The organism is Campylobacter sp. RM12642 (genome assembly GCF_020137635.1).
GTDB lineage: Bacteria > Campylobacterota > Campylobacteria > Campylobacterales > Campylobacteraceae > Campylobacter_E.
Map to the genome: position 1 here is coordinate 1 of NZ_JACGAT010000012.1, position 20289 is coordinate 20289.

Genomic DNA, 20289 nt, shown 5'->3' on the forward strand with positions numbered 1-20289 from the left:
AAAAAGCAAAACTATACGATAGATGGTAAGTTTTTTAAAAGTGTAAATTTAATAGTTGATAAAGAAGTGCAATTATATGAAAATTATAAAAAATATGAAAAACGCTTTGAAGAAGAGGCTTCAAAATTACCAACTAGACTTAGTAAAGATAAGCTAATAAATTATGATATTTATGGTTATTATAAACCTTGTAGTTATGCAATAACAAATTTAAATAATTTGAGTTTAGAACTTAGCCCTAATCTTAATAGAATTTATGATTCTTTTACTAGGTTATTTATTGATAACTATTATCTTAGTTTAGGTAATTATTATAGAAGAGGTAGTTGCTCTAATGATGTTTATACAAATTATTTAAATAAATTAAAAGGAGAATTAAAATGAAAACAAGTTATAAAAATATTAGTAATTTTTATAATTAGTTTTATTAAATATAAAGGATAAATTTGAATATAGATAATTTAAAAGATTATAAAATAAAAAACGATTATTTATATAACTTAGAGCTTATTAGATTGTTTAATGAGATTTTTTCAATTTTTCTTACACTTATTTCATGTTATTTTGTAATAGATATTATCAATGAATTAAATAGTAAACCCGAAAAAACAATGACTGACATACGAAGAATTCAAAAAGGTTGGAGTGGTATTATTGATGGTATTTTTTTTGTTGCATTCTTTTTAAAACTTAGACAAATAAAAAGACTTAGATTTGTTAAAAATAATGATTTTTATATTAGCGTAGATAATGAAAAGATATATTTTGATACTTATGAGATAGATGAAGCAGGTGTTTTTGGTATAGCAAAGAGCTATAAGAAAGTAACTGCAACGATAAATAAAAGCGATATAGTTTTTAGATTACAAACCAAGCGACCTGCTTTAGCTTATTCGTATATATTCAATAAAGACGCTTATAACACTAAAGAAACAGAAAATCAAAGTTTAAATTATAGATTAGACTACCCTATAGCTAGAATAATTTTCTTTCCTATAATTATGTTTTTTGTAATATTGGATATTTTATCAAGCTATTTAGCACTATTTTTCTTAAATGGTAAAAACTTAAAAACTTACACAATATATCAAACTAAAACCAAGCTAGTTTCATTGCCTTTTGTTGATGATTTATCGGTTTATTTTTTATACACAGAGTTTAGACAAAAGTATTCTGCAATTAGCAAAGGTGGATTTGAAATGGAATTTAGAGAAGAAGAAGCACAACCACTAGGTGAAAAATATATAGCAAAACAACAAAAGAAAATTGAAAAGATTTTAAGTGAAAAGTCTTCAAATACAATTAAATAATTTTAATTTTTATATAAATTACCTTTAAAATATAATGTATTATAAAATAAATTCTAATTCAAATCACAAGAATTTGAATTAGATATTTTTGTCAATCAAGAGAATTAATATCGCTTATTTCGTGATGGATATATCTTTCATCGTTTTCTAAGGTATCAACGCTTTTAAACATTCTTTCCCAGCGGATATTATAATCATCATCCCAGCTTAGATAAACAAACCAAGGCTTACCTTCAATATATTTATAATCTACACTTCCCCAAAAGCGGCTATCATTTGAGTGGTCGCGATTATCACCCATCATAAAGTATTCATTGCTAGGCACCTTATAATAATACGCTTTAATATCACTTCTTAATTCACTAACATAAATTGGCTTCATTACAAACTCACCCTTAGCCATAAAGTATTCTATGACCTTATCAAAATCCACTCTTTCATCATAATGAATACCCTTTTTAGTATAAGGCTCTTTTATGTATAATTTGCCTTGCAAAATCACTTGTTTATTAGCAGGATAATTTGCTCTCATATATTCATCTCCTTCGTGCATTCTCACATAAAGGGTCTTATTTGCAAATATTATCTCATCATCTCCTAAAGCAACGCAGCGTTTAACATAATGTAGCTTTGTATTGTGCGGATACAAAAACACCACTATATCATCTCTTTTAGGCTTAGCATAGCTTAATAAATGCCCATCGCCTTTAAAATCAGGCAACACAGGAACTTCTAGGAATGGAATTCTAGGAGTTGGTATCCCGTAGGCGAATTTTTTTACAAATAAATGGTCTCCTACCAAAAGTGTGTTTTTCATAGAGCCACTTGGTATTGTAAAAGCTTGAGCTACGAAAAATATAAAAACAAGAACAAATACAATAGTCCCCGTCCATGAATTCCAAAAATCAACTAATTTTTGCCATTTTGTTTTATTTTCTTGCATTTTCTTCCTTTTTTAATCTTGCTTCATATGTGTTTTGCATTAGTGCATAAATAGTCATAGGTCCTACTCCGCCAGGAACTGGAGTAATCATACTAGCTTTATTACTTGTCTTAAGATAATCTCCTGATAGTTTTTTGCCATCAATTTCTTTGCAAATCCCAACATCAATTAAAATAGCTCCATCTTTTATAAAATCATCATTTATTAGATGAATTACACCTGTAGCACTTATTAAAATATCAGCGTTTAAAGTATGCTCTTTTAAATCTTTTGTATATTTGTGGCATACGCTAACACTTGCACCTTCATTAATCATCATAGCAGCAAGTGGGCGACCTACTATGATACTATCGTTTATTATGCAAATATTTTTGCCTTTTACACTGATACCATAATGCTTCATCAAAATATCAATTCCAAGCGGGGTGCAAGCATAAAAATGTGGTTTTAAATTCGCTAAAACTAAACCTAAATTAAGTGGAGTAAAACCATCTACATCTTTAATAGGATTTATAGCGTTTATGATATTGTCTTTATTGATATGATTTGGTAAAGGTAGTTGCACTAAGATAGCATCTACACTATCATTATCATTTAAATCTCTTATGATTTTTAATAATTCTTCTTCGCTAATACTACTATCTAGCTTATAATCTTTACTAATTATTCCTAATTCATTACAAGCTTTTAATTTACTTCTTACATAAACCCCACTAGCATAATCATCTCCTACTAAAATTACAGCTAAGCAAGGTTTGGTTTTTAGCTCATTAATTTTGAGTTTTAATTGTGCATATAATTCTTTGCTTAATTTTTTTCCATCTAGTATCAATTTGTAACCTTTATAAAAATAAAGATTGTATTATAACCCTTAAAAACAACGGATTATAAAATGAAATCAAAATTAATATTATTAGTTTTTAGCGTATTTGTTTATGCTAATAGTGATTTTTTAAGCAAAGATGAATATCAATTAAGCTTGTATCAAAACCCAAGGGGAATTGGTTGTGATAAATGCCACGGGCTTGATGGAAGTGAGCAAATATTTGCTACTTATAAAGAAAATGGAAAAACCATTCAAGTAATAATCCCTAGTATTAAAAATATTAGTTATGAGAATTTTTATAAAGCCTTAGTTAGTAAAACAAGTTCAAAAAATATAATGCCAAATTATTATTTAACAAATGAAGAAATAAAAAATTTATACTTATATATCAAGAAAAAAGGAGAAAAAAATGACAAATAAAGAAGCTTTCGCACAAGCACAAACATTAATAGCAGGTGGGGTTAATTCTCCTGTAAGAGCGTTTAAAAGTGTAGGTAGTGAGCCTGTATTTATAAAAAAGGGAGATGGCGCTTATATAATTGATATTGAAGATAAAAAATACCTTGATTTAGTTCAAAGCTATGGACCTTGCATTTTAGGACACGCTGATATAAATGTAACAAACGCTATTATTAATGCAGCAAAAGATGGCACAAGTTATGGTGCTCCTACATTAGCTGAAAGCAAATTAGCACAAAAAGTTATATCGTTATATCCTGCAATAGAGCAAATTAGATTTGTAAATAGTGGGACAGAAGCTACTATGAGTGCAATTCGCTTAGCAAGAGCTTATTCTAATCGTGATGGGCTTATTAAATTTGATGGTTGTTATCACGGACACGCTGATATGCTTTTAGTAAATGCAGGAAGTGGCTTAGCTACTTTTAATACTCCAAGCTCAAGTGGAGTTAGTAAAAACGCTGTAAAAGATACTTATACAGCTAAATACAATGATATAGAAAGCGTAAAAGAGCAAATTGCTATAGCAAAGAGTAATGGTAGTGAAATAGGTGTGATTATTATTGAACCAATTGCAGGAAATATGGGTTTTGTCCCTGCTAAAAAAGAGTTTTTAGAAGACCTTAGAAAGCTTTGTGATGAATTAAAAATCGTTTTGATTTTTGATGAAGTTATGAGTGGTTTTAGAGCTGCTTTAGGTGGGGCTTTAGAGATTTATAAAGTTGTGCCTGATATGGTTTGTTTTGGTAAGGTTATTGGTGGGGGACTTCCTGTTGGAGCTTATGCTGCAAAAAAAGAAATTATGCAACTTCTAAGTCCACTAGGCGGAGTATATCAAGCAGGAACGCTAAGCGGAAATCCACTTGCAATGGCAGCAGGTATTGCAAATCTTGAGCAATTAAACGATGATATTTATAAAAAATGTGATAAATGGGCAAAAAATGCAATTAATGCTATGCTAGATGAGAGTAAAAGTGCAGGAGTGCCTTTTGTAGCTAAAAATATAGGTTCAATGTTAGGATTTTTCTTTAATGAAAAATACCCATTAAATTACGATGACGCTAAGACAAGTGATACAGCTAAGTTTTCAAGATTTCATAAAATTATGCTAGAAAATGGAGTAAATCTTGCACCATCAACCTATGAAACTGCATTTATTTGCTCTAAGTTTGAAGATAAAGAATTTGAAATATTTATAAATGCGTTCAAAAAGGCTATTCGTGCATAACGAAGAAAATAAAAGAGCTAAAAAAGTAAAAAGTGTAATAGACGCTGCAAATCATCTAAGCTTAGGTATTAGCATTGTAGTTGCAGTGCTAATTGGCGTTGGTTTAGGAGTTTTACTCGCTAAGATTTATAAGCCTTTATTTTTCGTAGGACTTGCATTTGGAATAGCAGCTGCAATTTCAAATGTATATAAGGCTTATAAATTATTATTAAAAATCAACGAAGATGATAAGAAATAAAGTCTTTTTAACCTTAAATCAAGGTTAAAAAGGCCAAATAGTTTCAACTGCTTTTGTTCCCCAAGGTTTTTTAGTAGCTTTATCAATTTCGCCTTGAGTTGAATAAAGTATTTTAGCGTCTGCTATGTATTTGCTCTCAATTGTGTTTTGACCTGTTATATCATAAGGTCTAATTACTCCAGAGATTTGAACGATTTGTTTTTCTCCGTTTATTAATAATTGTCTTTTTCCTTCAATAAAATAATTTCCATTAGCTAATACCTTTATTACTCTAGCACTAATTGTTGTTTGAAATTTTTCATTTCTACTAGCTTGACCGCTACCACTAAAATCTGAATTATTTTTTGTTTGAAAGCCAATATCTGCTGATTTATTAAGACTTGATAATAATCCTGCAAAAACTCCGGAATTTAAATTAGCATTAGAAGCTTTATTCGTGCTTTTACTAGCTTTACTACTTTGGCTTGTATCTTCTTTAATAATTATTGTAACTATATCATTTACATTCATAGCTTTATTATCGCTAAAAAGTGGATTAGAGCCTTTTCCAAAAAGTGAGCCTGGACTTCCTAAATTATTATCAGCCTTAGGTTCAATTTGCTCTACATATGTTGGAGCTTTCATATCCATTTGCGGATCAGCCAAACCACAACCTGAAATTAACAAAGAGAAAACAAAATATTTTATGTAACTTTTTTTCATATTTTCTTCCTTATTTATTAATATTTTAGGCATATACTCTAGCGAAATTTAATCAATGAAGGAGTAGCAATGAATGCGATTTACTTTCAAAAACAAAGCAGGGAAAGTTTAGATAATCTTGCTATAAAATTATCAAAAAAATATTCAAATATTGTTGTTTTCCAAGCACTTGCTTGTGAAGACGGGGTGTGTGGTTTAAATAAATTATCAAAAGAGCATAATATAAAAACTGAATACTTATATGATAGTGCAACAGGCGTTAAAGAGTATTTGAAAAATGAAAATACTTTTTATAAAAATATAATCATTAAAGTTAATGAATTAAAAGCTAAATATGATTTTGTATTAGTTGCTAGTTTTGGAGTTTTTGGTGGTCTTGATACTTTTTGGATAAATCTAAAACTAAGTAAAGAGCTTAATTTAAATTATGTAATTGATAATGATTTAACCAAATTTGAGTTTGCTAAAATTCATCATAAATACGCAAGTTTATATAATGAAAATACAAGCTTAGATGAGTTATTAAATCTTAAAAAACCTGATTATGTAAGTCCAATGGCATTTGAAGTTATGCTAGAGAGCAAGGCTAAAGAAAATATTAAAACCATAGTTTTACCAGAAGGAAATGATGAGCGTATTTTAAAGGCTGCTAGTATTTTATTAGAAGGTAAAGCTGTTAAATTAATTATCTTAGGAAACAATAAAGAAATAGCACAAAAAGCTAGTGATTTGGGTATAGATTTAGATGATGTTAAGACTTATAATCCAGGTAATTCATCATTAGATGATGAATGTGCAAATGCACTTTATGAAGCTAGAAAATCAAAGGGAATGAGCCTTGAGCAAGCAAAAGAACTTATAAAAGATAGAAATTATTTTGGAACTTTACTAGTTCATTTAGGCTACGCTGATGCTATGGTTAGTGGGGCTGCATGTTCAACTGCTGATACAATTCGCCCAGCTCTTCAAATAGTTAAAACTAAACCAGGTGTTAAGAGTGTAAGTGGTGGATTTTTTATGTGCTTAAGTGATAAGGTTTGGTATTTTGCTGATTGTGCAGTAAATCCTAATCCAACTCCTGAAAATCTAGCCGAAATTGCAAGTGTTAGTGCGGCTACTTATAAGGCTTTTGGTTTTGAACCAAGAGTTGCAATGCTATCTTATTCAACTGCAAATAGCGGTAGTGGAGTAAGCGTTGATTTAGTAAAACAAGCGTGTGAATTAGCAAAATCTTATGAGGGATTAAATTATGATGGTCCTATACAATTTGACGCAGCAGTAGATATTGCAACAGCAAGTAAAAAAATGCCTGATAGCAAAGTAGCAGGAAAGGCAAATGTATTTGTATTCCCTGATTTAAATGCAGGAAATATAGCTTATAAAGCAGTGCAAAGAAGTGCAGGGGCTATTGCGGTTGGTCCTGTTTTGCAAGGTTTAAACAAACCTATTAATGATTTAAGTAGGGGTTGTTTGGTTGAAGATATTGTAAATACATGTTTAATTAGTGCAATTCAAGCACAATAAATTATAAAAAAGGAAAAATTATGAAAAAAATATTAGTTTTAAATGCAGGTTCAAGCTCACTGAAATTCCAATTATTTTTTAATGAAGATAGTGTTGCGAGTGGTTTGGTTGAGCAAATTGGAGAAAGTAATTCAAGAGCAAAAATTAAATTTGATGGCAAGGAATTAGAGCATTTAGGTGGCATAAATAATCACGAAGATGGCTTAAAAGTAGTTCGTGATTTATTTGCTAAAAGCGGACTTTTAACTGATTTTAATGAATTAGCAGCAGTAGGTCATCGTGTGGTGCATGGTGGAGATAAATTTATTAAAGCAACATTAGTTGATGATAAATGTTTAAAAGCTTTAGATGAATTAGTAAAATTAGCACCTTTACATAATCCTGCAAATATTTCAGGAATTAAAACAATTATAAATCTTGCTCCAAGTGTTAAAAATATAGCAGTATTTGATACAGCATTTCATCAAACAATGCCAGAAATCGCATATCGCTATGCAATAGCTAATAAATATTATGAAGAAGATGGCGTTAGAAGATACGGCTTTCATGGAACATCTCATGAATTTGTAACTCGTGAAGCAGAAAAATTCTTAGGTATTAAAAACATAGATGCAATTACAGCTCACTTAGGAAATGGTGCAAGTATTAGTGCTATTAAAGATGGTAAATGCGTTGATACTTCAATGGGTCTTACTCCGCTTGAAGGATTAATGATGGGAACTAGATGTGGGGATATTGATGCTGGAGCTTTATTTTATTTAGCATATAATAAAGGTTTAAGCATTGCTGAACTTGATAAAATTTGCAATAAACAAAGTGGTTTATTAGGAATTTGTGGTGCAAATGATATGCGTGAAATTGAAGAAAAAATGCAAAATGGTGATAAGAAAGCAAAATTAGCATTTGATATGTTTTGCTATAGAATTGCAAAATACATAGGCTCATACCTTGCAGTAACTCCTGCTAAGGCTCTAATTTTTACAGCAGGTATTGGTGAAAATGATGATTTAATGAGAGCTGCGGTTTGTAAGCAACTTGCACATCTTGGCTTTAGCATTGATGAAGAAAAAAATGCTAAGCGTGAAAAAGTAGCTAGAAATATAGCAAAAGCTGATTCAAAATACCCAATTTTAGTTATTCCAACTAACGAAGAATTATCAATAGTAAAACAAACAATGGAACTTATTTAATCCTATTGATTTAAATTCTTGTAAAACTATAAATAATTAAACATTATTTGTAGTTTTACTGCCATTATATCTTCTTAATTGTATTTTATTTTATATGTTTGGATTACATAACCACACCCATCTATATAATATTCTCTCTTCTTTTTCCTTAGTATATGAGTTATATAACATTACTTGCATTTTATATCCATCTATAAATTGAAATGAATTTTTATCAAAAAATCTATTTTTAAAAAATACTAGATTATTGTTAAATTCATTAACTTCTTTTAATTCTAAACTATCTAAAGTTTTAAGAGATTTAACTTCATCAATGCTATTATAATTTTGCACTTCATATATTTTTGCATTACTTAATTTAAAATAATTTACAATTGCTCTTTTATATTTTTCTTCTTTTTCCAAATTACATTTATATCCGCTTTTAGAATAATCATATTTATAATTTGTATACTCATTTTTAAAATCCCAAAATAATAAATAGCCTTCTACTTCTAATTGCCTTTCAAGAGAGCAAAGCTCTTCTTTAGTTTTAAGAAATTTATCATAAGTTGAACTAAAGTATTTACTATAGATATCGTATGAATACTGAACAAGCATTAAAAAAGCGAAAATAGGAATGATAAAAAACGCTAAACCCAAACCAACAAATAAAGATTTTTTTATTAATTCTTTCATAAAAGAAAGCATTTAACACTCCATATTTTTAATATAATCTTGTATTCTAATTTAAATCCTTTAAGGAATTTAAATTAGATTAATTATTTTTTATTGATTATATTTTTTATGATTGTTTCCAATTTATCATTATTAAATTGTTTTTCAAAAGTAATATTTATACCTTTAAAAAGACTTTCTGCGTTAGTAATTTTCGCATTTTCATCTCTTCTTAGATTGATTTTGCTATCTACGCCTTTACTTTCAAGCACAAAATAATGGATATTTTCTTTATCATCTTTTAATACATAAGCAAAATCAGGCGAATAGCTAAATCCACCCACTACAGGGATTTTTAATGAGTTTTTAGGTATTTTCATAAAGACTTGTATGCTTTTTATATCTTCTTTTATTATCTCTTGCTCAATTTTACTATCATAAAAAATCTGCTCGTATAAAAAGGTATTATTTGCTAATTCATCTCCACCTAAAACACCTATATCACTAGCATTTATTTCATTTAATATTTCACCTTTTTCATTAGTGATTTTTGTAGGATGAATGTGGTGTGAAAACTCTTCGTAAGATATGCTAAAAAGCTTACTAGAATTACTTAAAAGATAAAAATTAAATTCCTTACAAATAGCATTCAAACTAGGCTCATTTAAATAATCATTTATGTTAAATAAACCATCTTTCATTAACTCATAAAAGGCTTTATGTAAAGTGTTTAGATTAAGACCTAATTTTGTGCTAAGTCCTAGCAAAAACTCTCCATAATTTAGAGTTTTTATATTTATTTTATTATTTAAAATATCTTTTTGGCTTTTTAATTGATTATTATTTACGCTTAATTGTGTAATTTTTATATAACTTGAATTATCTTTTGCTTTAAATTCTTTTAAAAACTCTTTAAAATTAGCTAAAAACACATTTTCAATGGCATCGTATTTTAAAAATACTTTTTTGTTTATTTCTTCCCATAAAGCCTTGATTTGTGGATATAAATTAGTTTTGATTTTTACTTTATTTTCTAATTCATTAGAGTTTTTAATCTTACCTTTTTTAATGTTATTTTTGCTAAATGCTTTTGGATATTTTGCTTTTAAAACATCTACATTTATTATCTTACTTCGCTTGTTTATAGCACCGCATTCTAAAAGCTCATCATAAATCAAATCTTCATCTAAATCATATTCACTTAAAATTATTTTATAAATTTTCTCATCTAATAAATCATCTATTTTTATATCAAAACACTCATCACTTATCTCAATTTCATTTATAAGTTTTTGAGTAAAATCACTCTCACTAGCATCTACGAAATAATTTAAATAATATTCTTTATTAGTAATTCTATTGCCGTATTCATCAACAGGAAGCCTAAGCCCACGCCCAACTTCTTGAAGCTTACTTATCTCACTTCCGCTACTTCTAAGTTTGCAAATATTAAATACATTTGGATTATCCCAACCTTCTTTAAGTGTCCATTTTGAAAATATAAATCTTCTAGTATTATTAAGACTAAGTAGGCTCATTTTATCGTGCAAAATCTCATTGATTTCTTGCTCTATTTTATCATCTTTATCACTATTATCTTTTGAAAAATAACCGCCGTGAGTAAGGCTAATATCGTTTAAAGATTTTTGTAAATATTCTTTATAAAATCCTGTGCTAAGCTTTAATTCTTCTTCTAGTTTGCTTTTTAATGCCTTTTCAAAATATTCTTTTAGCCTTGCGTTTTCTCCACGATAAGAATTTATATCATCTATAAAAAATAAGCTTAAAGGCTTTAATTTTATCTTTTGATTTAAAAACTCTCGCTCTAATTTAAAATGCTCATCTAAACAAGCATTTATCATTTGCTTAGCTAAATCATCATTAAAGCTAAAAGGATTAAATTTGTTATCTTTAATTAGCTCTACGCCATTTGATAAAAGCACTTTTTGCTTGTTTAAATCTTGCACGAAAATATCTAAAAAATCATAAAAACAAGCGAAATTTTGCCCTTTGCTAAGTCTAAACTCACGCTTTTTATCATCACAAAAAATAGCTTCATTATCTACTATATCTTGAAGTTTAATATAAGCTTTATTTCCTATTTCAAATTCTTGCACGAAAGTTTTTACACCTTTAACCAAATTATCATTAAAGGCTTTAAGTGGGGTTAGATTATAAAGTAGGTTTGAGTTTTCTTTAAAAGTCGCTCCATATCTTAATATAAATTGTGGTTTTAGTTTTAAAACATTCTCCCAAGTTTTACTTGCTTTATCAAATTTATGTGGCTCATCAACGATTAAAATACTTTTAGTATCTGCTAATGCGGGAAATATGCTAAAAAATTTATCAAAAAGATTGCTTTCAAATTCTTTTTTAAAAGTTTCTGAATTAAGCATTCCTGCATTTATTAAAAGCACTCTTATAGAAGCTTTATCATCGTGATTGCAAAAATCTTTTATGCTTTGTGGCATTTGCTCTTTTTTACTTGATTTTTCGCTTTTTACTTCGTAAAAACTTAAGCTTTTTTTAAACTCATCTATAAAATGTTGGCGTGATAGCTCAAAAAAACTTTTAGTCCCTGATTTAATAGCTAAAGTTGGCACAAGCACTATAAAGCTATCATATCCATAAGCTTCATTTAGCATAAACATAGTTTTTGTGTAAGTGTAGGTTTTACCTGTGCCTGTTTGCATACAAATATCATAAGTGTTATCATTTATAAAGTTTTGATTTTTTATACCATTAAACTCTTGAATTTCTTTAACATTTGCCTTTATATCATTACTTGAAAATATTTTTAAAACACTTTGAATAGCTATATTTTGATATTCTAAATCATTAGTATAATTAAAGCTACCCATCTTAAAATCTCACTTGTAATTTAATGCCTAATTTAATTAAAGCTTCTTTTAAACTCTTGTGTTCGCTACTCGTAAAACTAGCATTGTATAAAATAACTCTTTCACAAATTAGCTCACTATCTTGTAATTTTTGCATTAGGGTTTTGATATTTTCGCTTTTAAAATGTGGGAAAACTAAGTAAAGCAATTTATTACAATAATAAGCCTTATAATCGTTTATATTTATTATTTTAAATTCCATATCTAAAGCTATACCATCGGCTAATTTATAGCTAGTTAGAATTTCATTTGTTTTATCGTTATTAAATGGTGCAAAAAGATTATCGCCTAAGCTTAAATCTAGTTTTTCTATTTTTTCTAGTTCTAATTCATCTTTATATACTATCTTAAATTCACTAAAGTCTAAATTAGTAGCGTTTGGATAATCTTGTTTGATTTTTTTCGCAGCTCTTATTAATCTTTCTTTGGTAATTGCATAAATTGTTGGCTTACAATTAAGCTCATTTTTTACAAAATCATAAGCAATTTTACTCTTTTTCTCATCTATTGGCTCATCAAGTTGAACTAAAATAAACTTTCTATTTCCACCATCTTCGGCATTTAATTGCATAATAGCGTGTGCAGTAGTTCCTGAACCTGCAAAAAAATCTAGGACAATATCATTTTTATCGGTTGAAATTTGTAATATTCTTTTTAATAATTTAGTTCCTTTTGGATCGTTAAAAATACCTTTACCAAGCAAAGAAGATAATTCTTCATTATTGCTATGTGTATGCCCCACTTCATCATAACTCCATACACTACCACAAGAAATTCCTTGTCTAACTTCAGTAATATAAGTTTTTTTATCTATTCCACCTTTTGAATTAAAATACAGTTCGTTATCATAAAATAGCTGTAATAACTTATCTTTAGAATATCTAGGGTATCTACCTATCGGAGCTTGCCAAGTTATTCCATTTGGAAAAGTTATACTATATTTACCCAGCTCACTTCCACTTCTTGCATGAATTGGTGTTGGTTTCCAAGCACCTTTAGGATCATTATCTCTATTTTTATATGCAGAATTTTGTTTCTCGCTTCTTGGTAATAAATTTAATTTATTATTAATCCTATTCTTAAAATAGCAAAAAATATGTTCGTGTTGATAAGACATATCTGTATCATTAGAAGTTGTGTATTTGTTATTCCAAATAAAATCAGCTACGAAATTCTCTTCACCAAAAATCTCATCACACAAGAGCTTTAATTGAGCTGCTTCATTATCATCAATTGAGATAAATATCACTCCATTATCTTTTAAAAGCTTTCTAGCTAAAAATAGCCTTGGATACATAAAGGTAAGCCACGCTGAATGTGAGCTTGATTTTTTGGTGCTAAACTCTAGCACTCTTTTAGCTTCATCTTCACTCATTCCAGCGTTTATTAAATCATCTAGCTTATAAGCTCTAGTATCATTATAGACAAAATCCTTATTAGCGGTATTGTAAGGTGGGTCTATATAAATCATTTTGATTTTTTTATAATAGCTATTTTGTAAGTGTTTTAAGACTTCTAAATTATCGCCTTTTATGAGTAGATTTTGCTTTAGATTTTCATTAAATGTGCCGTTTTGTTTAAGGTAGCTTGATGGTTTTAGATTTGCTAGATATTTTGCGTGTTTTTTGCCTAAAAAATTTAAACTATAACTCTCATTTGTAAAATCCCCCCCCCCGTTAGCAGCTATTTCGCTTTGGAATTTTTCTAAATTAAATTTTCCATCTTTATCAAAACATTCAGCAAAATGTTCTTTTAATATATCTAATTTACTTTTGCAGTCCTTATGTAAAAGCTCCATTTTCTCTCCTTTTTTCGTGGAATTTAAAATAGGAATTTCATAAAGAAATTCCTAAAATTATTTTTTATTAAACTCTTTATATAATTTTATTAGATTTGTAGTTGAGCTATCGTGCTCGTAACTTACGTCACTTCTTAGCTCTTCAAGTATTGTTTTAGCTAAAGTTTTGCCTAATTCAACGCCAAATTGGTCAAAACTATTTATCCCCCAAATCACACCTTGAACGAATATTTTATGCTCATATAATGCAATTAGGCTACCTAGATTTCTAGGGCTTATTCTTTCTAATAAAATCGTATTGCTAGGGCGATTTCCCGAAAATTCTTTATGTGGGATTAGCTTTTCTATCTCACTTTCACTTAAATTACTTTTACTAAGTTCAGCTCTTACTTCATCCTTGTTTTTGCCTTTCATAAAGGCTTCAGCTTGAGCGAATACATTGCTAATTAAAATTTCGTGGTGTTCTGGCATATCGTGTGGTTTTTCAAGACTTACTATTAAATCAATCGGACTTATATGAGTTCCTTGATGAAGTAGTTGAAAAAATGCGTGTTGAGCGTTAATTCCTGTTTCACCCCAAATGATTGGAGAAGTTTCGTAATTAATTAATTCCCCATTTTTACTAACTTGTTTTCCATTACTTTCCATATCAAGTTGTTGAATAAATCTTGGAAAATGCTTTAAATATTCATCATAAGGTGCGATTATATGTGAGCCACCACCATAAAAATTAATATACCAAATACCTATTAAAGCTAAAATTACAGGCAAGTTTTTAGAATATTCAGCCGAGCTAAAATGCGAATCCATTAAATACGCGCCTTCTAGCATTTGCCAAAAATGTTCTTTTCCTAAATAAATCATAATAGGAAGACCAATTGCAGACCACAAACTATAACGCCCGCCGACCCAGTTCCAAAACTCAAACATATTATTACTATCTATTCCAAATTCTTCAACAGCTTTTTTATTAGTTGAAACTGCTACGAAATGTTTAGCTACAAAGCGTTTATTAACTGCGTGATTTAAAAACCACTCTCTAGCAGTTAAGGCATTTGTTAGGGTTTCTTGAGTTACGAATGTTTTTGACGCTATTATAAAAAGTGTAGTTTCTGGATGAACGCTATCTAATACATTTTGTAATTTTGAGCCATCTACGTTTGATACAAAGTGCATTTTTAGTCTTGGGTGTGCGTATTTTTTCAAAGCATCACAAGCCATCAATGGTCCTAAATCAGAGCCACCAATTCCTATATTTACAATATCAGTTATTACTTGATTTGTATAGCCTAGCCACTCGCCTGATCTTATTGCGTGAGAGAATTTCTCCATTTTGTTAAGCACTGCATTTACATCATCCATTATGTTTTCATTATCTACATAAATAGGTGTATTTATACGATTTCTAAGAGCAATATGTAAAGCCGCTCTATTTTCTGTGGTATTAATCTTTTTACCACTAAACATATCTTTAATGTTTTGTTCTAAATTAGCTTCTTTTGCAAGATTAATAAGATTGCTTAAAATCTCTTCATCTATTCTATTTTTAGAATAATCAACCTTAATCCCACCAACTTCTAAAAAGTATTTATTCGCTCTATTATTATCATTAGCAAATAATTCTTTCATATGAGTATCTTTTGATTTGTTGTATAAAGACCATAATTTTTCATAGCTTTTTAATTTGCTTAACATTATTTATCCTTTAAATGATTTTGCAGTGCCACACTAGCGCCGTTTATACCTGGAAATTTTGATAAAACCACAAATACAGGAATTGCTGCTAAATAACTATCAAATCTACCTTTATTCTCAAATCTTGCTCTAAATGATGAGTGTTTAAAATACTCTAATATCTTAGGAATTATTCCACCACAAATATAAACACCGCCCCTAGCACCTAGAGTTAATGCTAGATTTGAAGCAATTGTTCCTAGCATTGCACAAAATATATCAAGACTTAATCTACATAAAGCTGATTTTTCGCTTAATGCTAGTTCGCTAATTTTACTAGCGTCTAAAGTATCATTTATACCTTCTTTATGTGCTAAAGCTTCATATATTAGCTCAAGTCCCATTCCGCTAAGCAATCTTTCAGCCGATACATGCCCGAATTTGTTTTTTGCATAATGCCAAATCATTGATTCAATCTCATCAAAAGGTGCAAAGCTAACATGTCCACCTTCACCTGATAGTGCAATATAACCATTTTTACTAGGGATTAATCCACTAACTCCAAGTCCTGTTCCAGGCCCTAAAACAGCTTTTACGCAATTTTCTTCAGCTTCTCTTCCACCAATTTGAACTAATTCATCACTATTTAATTTTGTAATAGCAAGTGCTTGAGCAGTAAAATCATTTAGAATTAATAAAGTATCAAATCCTAATGCAAGTCTTGTGGTATTGATTGAAAAAGCCCAATGATTATTAGTCATTTGTATAAAATCACTTGTAACAGGATTTGCCATTGCAAAAGCAGCGTGTTTTACATTTACATTTTTATCTTTTAAATACGCTCTTACAGCATCTATTATAGTATCGTAGTCTTTGCATTGTAAGACTTCTATTTTATCTATATTTCCTGATTTAAATTCTAATGCAAATCGAGCATTAGTTCCACCAATATCTGCTAATAATCTTGGATATTCATTTTGCGTAATAGACATCTAAATTTCCTTTTGAATTAATTACATAACTTATTGGATATTTTTTATTTTTTTCTTTACAAGCTAATAAAAATACTTGATATTTCTCATCTCCACTGATATTTAAAAATATTCTTTTAGCTTTTAATATGCTTTCTAAACTAAGGCTAATTCTATCGTAATTAGGAGTTTTTACTATGTGATAAGCTTGGTTTTCATCACTTAATAATTCATCTAAATTAGCAGCCGTTGGAAAGATTGATGCAGTATGAGCATCAGCTCCCATACCTAAAATCAAAATATCAGGAGTTTGATAAATATTATTAGCGTGGTTTTTTAAAGCTTCATAATCATTAATTAATTCATCTTTAATGCAAGTAATTAAATTAGCCTTACTAGCGTCATTTTGTAATAGATTTTGCTTTACTAGATTTGTATTACTATCTTCGTGATTTGTAGGTAAAATCCTTTCATCTACTAAAAATACATTTACTTTAGTCCAGTCAAGCTTTTCTTTACTTAATTTAATAAATAAATCTTTAGGACTTTTACCACCTGATACATAAAAATTTACGCTACCTTTACTATTAATACATTCATTTAATGAAAATACTAATTCTTTATATAAAGCGATTTCGCTTATGTTTTTGTCATTGAATGTAAATAATCTCATCTTAGTCCTTAAAAATAATTTCATTTGTGTAGGCTTTGTATTTATGCATTGTAAAATCATCATTATCAATTACATCTTGCACCCATTTCCAAGCACTCTCTAGCTCATCTTTTTCATTAAATGAACTTAAATCTTTATTAATTACATTTAAAAGTAATCTTTCATAAGGTGGCATTTTTTCAATATCACAAATTCCTATTTCAAATTCTTTAAACTCTTCGGCTATTTTTAAAAGGAATTTGATTTTAGGTTTTGGTTGGATTTCTATATACATTTTTCCACCATTTTTAAAGTCAATATCAAAATATACTTTATTTTCAGCCATTCTTTTGCCTGTTGCAAGTTTTATTAAAACGCCTTTGTAATTTTCTTGATTTGAACTAGTTTTAATTGATACGAAAGTTTCTGTCCTACTATCTTTAGCTACATTTAATTCGTCTAAATAACTTAAGCTATCTTCATTAGCTTCATATTGAGCTTTAATTACATTTTTAAAATCAATTTTTTCAAGTGAGTTAAAAAACTCAAGCTTAGCTTTTCTAATATTAGTTGAATTAATATCAATCATAAATAAAGCTAACATTTGTAACATATGATTTTGTAACATATCTCTTAAAGCACCGCAACTATCATAAAACTCTCCACGACTTTCAACACCTAAACGCTCTAAAACATATAAATTAATGCTTTTTACATAGTCTTTATTAAGTAGTGCATTAAAATGTGGATTTTGTTTTCTAAACTCAAATAATTCTTTAACCATACTTTTACCAAGATAATGATCAATTCTATAAATTTGTTCTTCTTTATAATATTTTGCTACGCTTTCATTGATTGCTCTGCATTCATTTAAGCTCATTCCTAAAGGTTTTTCAAGAACTATTCTAACATTGTCTTTATTTATATTTAATTCGCTTAAATTCTTACAGCAAGTGATGAAAAATTCAGGCGAAATTGAAAAATATATAATAGTATCTTTACCATCTCTTAAATTGTTTTTAAGTTTTTTAAAATCTTCAAGATTATTAATATCTACGCTCTCATAAGATATTTTTTCTAAAAAATCGTTCCATTTTGTAGTATCTTTTAAATGGATTTTTGATTTGTCGTTTAATTTTTGCTTAAATTCTTCTAAGCTAAGCTTGCTTCTACCTGTAGCAAGTATTTTAAAATCTTCGTGAAGCAAGTCATTTAAAAAGGCTTCATAAAGTGAAGGAAAAAGTTTTCTAAGAGCTAAATCTCCAGTAGCTCCGAATAATAAAAAATCAAAATTAGTTTTCATAAATAATCCCTAAATAAAAATAATTTTTTAAATCTTACTAAAAAGGATTTAACATTAATAACATTTATTTATTTATAATAAATCAAATATTTTAAATGAAAGAAGCTTATTTATGACAAATAAAAAATTATTAGAAATCACTGAAAAGATTATAAAAAGAAGTGAAAAAACTAGAAAAGATTATCTTAATTTAATAGATAATGCTAATGAAAAAATCAATCGCTCAAAGTTAGGTTGTGCTAATTTAGCTCACGCTTACGCAGCAATTCCTGAAAGCGTAAGAGAAAAATTAAATAATTCAAATAGCACTCATTTAGCTATTATTTCAAGCTATAACGATGTTTTATCAGCTCATGAACCTTACAAGGATTATCCTTTAAAATTAAAGCAATCTTGTATAAAAGAAGGTGTAAGCGTTCAAGTTGCAAGCTGCACTCCTTCAATGTGTGATGGTATTACTCAAGGCTATGATGGTATGCAACTTAGCCTTTATTCTCGTGATGTAATAGCTATGAGCACAGCGATTGGATTATCTCATAATATTTTTGATGGGGCGTTTTATCTTGGAGTGTGTGATAAGATAGTTCCTGGGCTTTTAATGGGAGCGTTAAGATTTGGGCAATTACCTGCTATGTTTATTCCAAGTGGTCCTATGCCAACAGGACTTAGTAATTCTGATAAAAGTATTGCTAGAGAAAAATACGCTCAAGGACTTATTTCTAAGCAAGATTTATTAAATACTGAAATGAAAATGTATCATAGTTCAGGCACTTGCACCTTTTATGGAACTGCTAATTCAAATCAAGTTATGATTGAATTATTAGGTCTTCATATGCCAAATTCTGCTTTTATTAATCCAAATACAAAGCTAAGAGAAAAAATAATTGATTTTAGTGCTAGACATTTTGCAAAAGGTGTAAAAGATAAAAGTATTTTACCAATAGGTAAAATGATAGATGAAAAAAGTATAGTAAATGCAATAGTAGGGCTTATGGCAACAGGTGGCTCAACCAATCATACTTTACACTTAATTGCAATTGCAAAGGCTGCGGGAATTATTATTAATTGGGATGATTTTAATGATATTTCAAATATTACTCCACTTTTAGCTAAGGTTTATCCTAATGGTAAGGCTGATATAAATGATTTTTATGAAGCTGGTGGATTGTCGTTTGTGATTAATGAATTATTAAATAATGGTGCATTACATGATGATGTAAATACTATAGCAGGGTTTGGGCTTAGCAATTATACGAAAGATCCTATTTTAAAAGATGATGAAATTACTTATGAAAAATGCCTTGAAAATAGCAGAAATGTTGAAATAATCACGACTTATGATAAGCCATTTAGCACTACAGGTGGGCTAAAAGTTTTAAGTGGAAATATTGGTCGCTCGGTAATTAAAGTAAGTGCTGTAAGCGATGATAATTTATATATTAAACAAAGAGCTATCGTATTTAACGATCAACTTGAGTTAATGAAAGCTTACGAAAAAGGCGAATTAAATAAAGACTTCATAGCAGTTGTAAAATATCAAGGCCCAAGAGCAAATGGAATGCCTGAACTTCATAAATTAATTCCACCTTTAGGGGTATTAATGTCTAAAGGATATAAAGTTGCATTAATTACTGATGGTAGAATGAGTGGGGCTAGTGGAAAAGTTCCTGCAGCAATTCATACAAGTCCTGAAGCCTTGTTAAATGGAAATATTGCTAAGATTAAAGATGGGGATTTGATAGAATTTGACGCAGTTAATGGCACTTTAAATGTATTAGAAGATGATTTCTTAACTAGAGAAATTAAGCATATTGATTTAAGTGCAAATGAGTTAGGTAGTGGTAGAGAGCTTTTCAAAGCTTTAAGAAATAGTTGTTTAAGCGCCGAAGAAGGCGGAGTAAGTTTTTAAGGAAA

At 28.9% G+C, this 20289-nt stretch carries 18 protein-coding genes; 8 read left to right on the top strand and 10 right to left on the bottom strand.

What is annotated here, in order from left to right; translation table 11 throughout:
- Nucleotides 1-384 (top strand): hypothetical protein (locus tag AVBRAN12642_RS05710; protein WP_336608097.1); only part of this gene is annotated, 384 nt, incomplete at its 5' end.
- 62 nt (nt 385-446) lie between these two features.
- Nucleotides 447-1310 carry a hypothetical protein gene (locus tag AVBRAN12642_RS05715; RefSeq protein WP_336608098.1) on the top strand — a complete coding sequence of 288 codons (864 nt, stop codon included), beginning with the start codon at nt 447-449 and terminating at the stop codon, nt 1308-1310.
- Nucleotides 1311-1401: 91 nt separating this feature from the next.
- Here the strand turns inward: AVBRAN12642_RS05715 and lepB are convergent, their stop codons facing one another.
- Entirely contained in the window at nt 1402-2253 is an 852-nt protein-coding gene (gene lepB / locus AVBRAN12642_RS05720) for a signal peptidase I (protein ID WP_214117914.1), read from the bottom strand.
- On the bottom strand, nt 2240-3085 hold the full coding sequence (locus AVBRAN12642_RS05725) for a bifunctional 5,10-methylenetetrahydrofolate dehydrogenase/5,10-methenyltetrahydrofolate cyclohydrolase (RefSeq protein ID WP_336607214.1): 846 nt from the start codon (nt 3083-3085) through the stop codon (nt 2240-2242). The genes lepB and AVBRAN12642_RS05725 overlap by 14 nt, the downstream gene beginning before the upstream one ends.
- 60 nt (nt 3086-3145) lie before the next feature.
- Between AVBRAN12642_RS05725 and AVBRAN12642_RS05730 the strand changes: the two genes are divergently transcribed.
- From AVBRAN12642_RS05730 to AVBRAN12642_RS05740, 3 genes are read left to right on the top strand one after another with little or no spacing between them, the layout of a single operon-like run.
- Nucleotides 3146-3499: a hypothetical protein gene (locus AVBRAN12642_RS05730; RefSeq protein WP_214120453.1), complete on the top strand. Its 354-nt coding sequence runs from the start codon at nt 3146-3148 to the stop codon at nt 3497-3499.
- Entirely contained in the window at nt 3489-4766 is a 1278-nt protein-coding gene (hemL, locus tag AVBRAN12642_RS05735; protein ID WP_214117917.1) for a glutamate-1-semialdehyde 2,1-aminomutase, read from the top strand. The genes AVBRAN12642_RS05730 and hemL overlap by 11 nt, the downstream gene beginning before the upstream one ends.
- Nucleotides 4759-5004: an AtpZ/AtpI family protein gene (locus AVBRAN12642_RS05740; protein WP_336608099.1), complete on the top strand. Its 246-nt coding sequence runs from the start codon at nt 4759-4761 to the stop codon at nt 5002-5004. The genes hemL and AVBRAN12642_RS05740 overlap by 8 nt, the downstream gene beginning before the upstream one ends.
- Nucleotides 5005-5028: 24 nt before the next feature.
- Here AVBRAN12642_RS05740 and flgH read toward each other — a convergent pair whose 3' ends face one another.
- Nucleotides 5029-5706 carry a flagellar basal body L-ring protein FlgH gene (flgH, locus tag AVBRAN12642_RS05745; protein ID WP_336607212.1) on the bottom strand — a complete coding sequence of 226 codons (678 nt, stop codon included), beginning with the start codon at nt 5704-5706 and terminating at the stop codon, nt 5029-5031.
- 69 nt (nt 5707-5775) lie between these two features.
- On the opposite strand from flgH, the gene pta reads away from it, so the two are divergent.
- Both pta and AVBRAN12642_RS05755 read left to right on the top strand, forming a co-directional pair.
- The gene (gene pta / locus AVBRAN12642_RS05750) at nt 5776-7230 is read left to right on the top strand and encodes a phosphate acetyltransferase (RefSeq protein WP_336607211.1); all 1455 of its coding nucleotides are present in this window, start codon (nt 5776-5778) and stop codon (nt 7228-7230) included.
- Nucleotides 7231-7250: 20 nt separating this feature from the next.
- A complete protein-coding gene (locus AVBRAN12642_RS05755; RefSeq protein ID WP_214117921.1) occupies nt 7251-8420 on the top strand; it encodes an acetate kinase in 1170 nt (389 codons plus the stop codon).
- A gap of 90 nt (nt 8421-8510) precedes the next feature.
- Here AVBRAN12642_RS05755 and AVBRAN12642_RS05760 read toward each other — a convergent pair whose 3' ends face one another.
- The 7 genes from AVBRAN12642_RS05760 to AVBRAN12642_RS05790 form a co-directional block, all read right to left on the bottom strand.
- On the bottom strand, nt 8511-9110 hold the full coding sequence (locus tag AVBRAN12642_RS05760) for a hypothetical protein (RefSeq protein ID WP_336608100.1): 600 nt from the start codon (nt 9108-9110) through the stop codon (nt 8511-8513).
- 71 nt (nt 9111-9181) lie between these two features.
- Nucleotides 9182-11938: a type III restriction-modification system endonuclease gene (locus AVBRAN12642_RS05765; RefSeq protein WP_336607209.1), complete on the bottom strand. Its 2757-nt coding sequence runs from the start codon at nt 11936-11938 to the stop codon at nt 9182-9184.
- A gap of 1 nt (nt 11939) precedes the next feature.
- Nucleotides 11940-13775 (bottom strand): site-specific DNA-methyltransferase, encoded by a 1836-nt coding sequence (locus AVBRAN12642_RS05770; RefSeq protein ID WP_336607208.1) that lies wholly within the window; start codon nt 13773-13775, stop codon nt 11940-11942.
- A 57-nt stretch (nt 13776-13832) separates the two neighbouring features.
- On the bottom strand, nt 13833-15470 hold the full coding sequence (pgi, locus tag AVBRAN12642_RS05775) for a glucose-6-phosphate isomerase (protein ID WP_214120226.1): 1638 nt from the start codon (nt 15468-15470) through the stop codon (nt 13833-13835).
- Complete coding sequence (locus AVBRAN12642_RS05780) at nt 15470-16441, bottom strand: glucokinase (RefSeq protein ID WP_214117926.1); 972 nt, start codon at nt 16439-16441, stop codon at nt 15470-15472. The genes pgi and AVBRAN12642_RS05780 overlap by 1 nt, the downstream gene beginning before the upstream one ends.
- Complete coding sequence (gene pgl / locus AVBRAN12642_RS05785; RefSeq protein WP_336607207.1) at nt 16422-17093, bottom strand: 6-phosphogluconolactonase; 672 nt, start codon at nt 17091-17093, stop codon at nt 16422-16424. The genes AVBRAN12642_RS05780 and pgl overlap by 20 nt, the downstream gene beginning before the upstream one ends.
- A gap of 1 nt (nt 17094) precedes the next feature.
- The gene (locus AVBRAN12642_RS05790; RefSeq protein ID WP_336607206.1) at nt 17095-18375 is read right to left on the bottom strand and encodes a glucose-6-phosphate dehydrogenase; all 1281 of its coding nucleotides are present in this window, start codon (nt 18373-18375) and stop codon (nt 17095-17097) included.
- Between the two features lie 112 nt (nt 18376-18487).
- Between AVBRAN12642_RS05790 and edd the strand changes: the two genes are divergently transcribed.
- Nucleotides 18488-20284: a phosphogluconate dehydratase gene (gene edd / locus AVBRAN12642_RS05795; protein ID WP_336607205.1), complete on the top strand. Its 1797-nt coding sequence runs from the start codon at nt 18488-18490 to the stop codon at nt 20282-20284.
- Nucleotides 20285-20289: the final 5 nt, after the last annotated feature.

What these genes read in the sequence shown, in the direction of transcription:
- lepB (WP_214117914.1), bottom strand. Translation starts at nt 2,253, where the DNA reads ATGCAAGAAAATAAAACAAAATGGCAAAAATTAGTTGATTTTTGGAAT.
- AVBRAN12642_RS05730 (WP_214120453.1), top strand. Translation starts at nt 3,146, where the DNA reads ATGAAATCAAAATTAATATTATTAGTTTTTAGCGTATTTGTTTATGCT.
- hemL (WP_214117917.1), top strand. Translation starts at nt 3,489, where the DNA reads ATGACAAATAAAGAAGCTTTCGCACAAGCACAAACATTAATAGCAGGT.
- flgH (WP_336607212.1), bottom strand. Translation starts at nt 5,706, where the DNA reads ATGAAAAAAAGTTACATAAAATATTTTGTTTTCTCTTTGTTAATTTCA.
- pta (WP_336607211.1), top strand. Translation starts at nt 5,776, where the DNA reads ATGAATGCGATTTACTTTCAAAAACAAAGCAGGGAAAGTTTAGATAAT.
- AVBRAN12642_RS05755 (WP_214117921.1), top strand. Translation starts at nt 7,251, where the DNA reads ATGAAAAAAATATTAGTTTTAAATGCAGGTTCAAGCTCACTGAAATTC.
- AVBRAN12642_RS05760 (WP_336608100.1), bottom strand. Translation starts at nt 9,110, where the DNA reads ATGCTTTCTTTTATGAAAGAATTAATAAAAAAATCTTTATTTGTTGGT.
- AVBRAN12642_RS05765 (WP_336607209.1), bottom strand. Translation starts at nt 11,938, where the DNA reads ATGGGTAGCTTTAATTATACTAATGATTTAGAATATCAAAATATAGCT.
- AVBRAN12642_RS05770 (WP_336607208.1), bottom strand. Translation starts at nt 13,775, where the DNA reads ATGGAGCTTTTACATAAGGACTGCAAAAGTAAATTAGATATATTAAAA.
- pgi (WP_214120226.1), bottom strand. Translation starts at nt 15,470, where the DNA reads ATGTTAAGCAAATTAAAAAGCTATGAAAAATTATGGTCTTTATACAAC.
- AVBRAN12642_RS05780 (WP_214117926.1), bottom strand. Translation starts at nt 16,441, where the DNA reads ATGTCTATTACGCAAAATGAATATCCAAGATTATTAGCAGATATTGGT.
- pgl (WP_336607207.1), bottom strand. Translation starts at nt 17,093, where the DNA reads ATGAGATTATTTACATTCAATGACAAAAACATAAGCGAAATCGCTTTA.
- AVBRAN12642_RS05790 (WP_336607206.1), bottom strand. Translation starts at nt 18,375, where the DNA reads ATGAAAACTAATTTTGATTTTTTATTATTCGGAGCTACTGGAGATTTA.
- edd (WP_336607205.1), top strand. Translation starts at nt 18,488, where the DNA reads ATGACAAATAAAAAATTATTAGAAATCACTGAAAAGATTATAAAAAGA.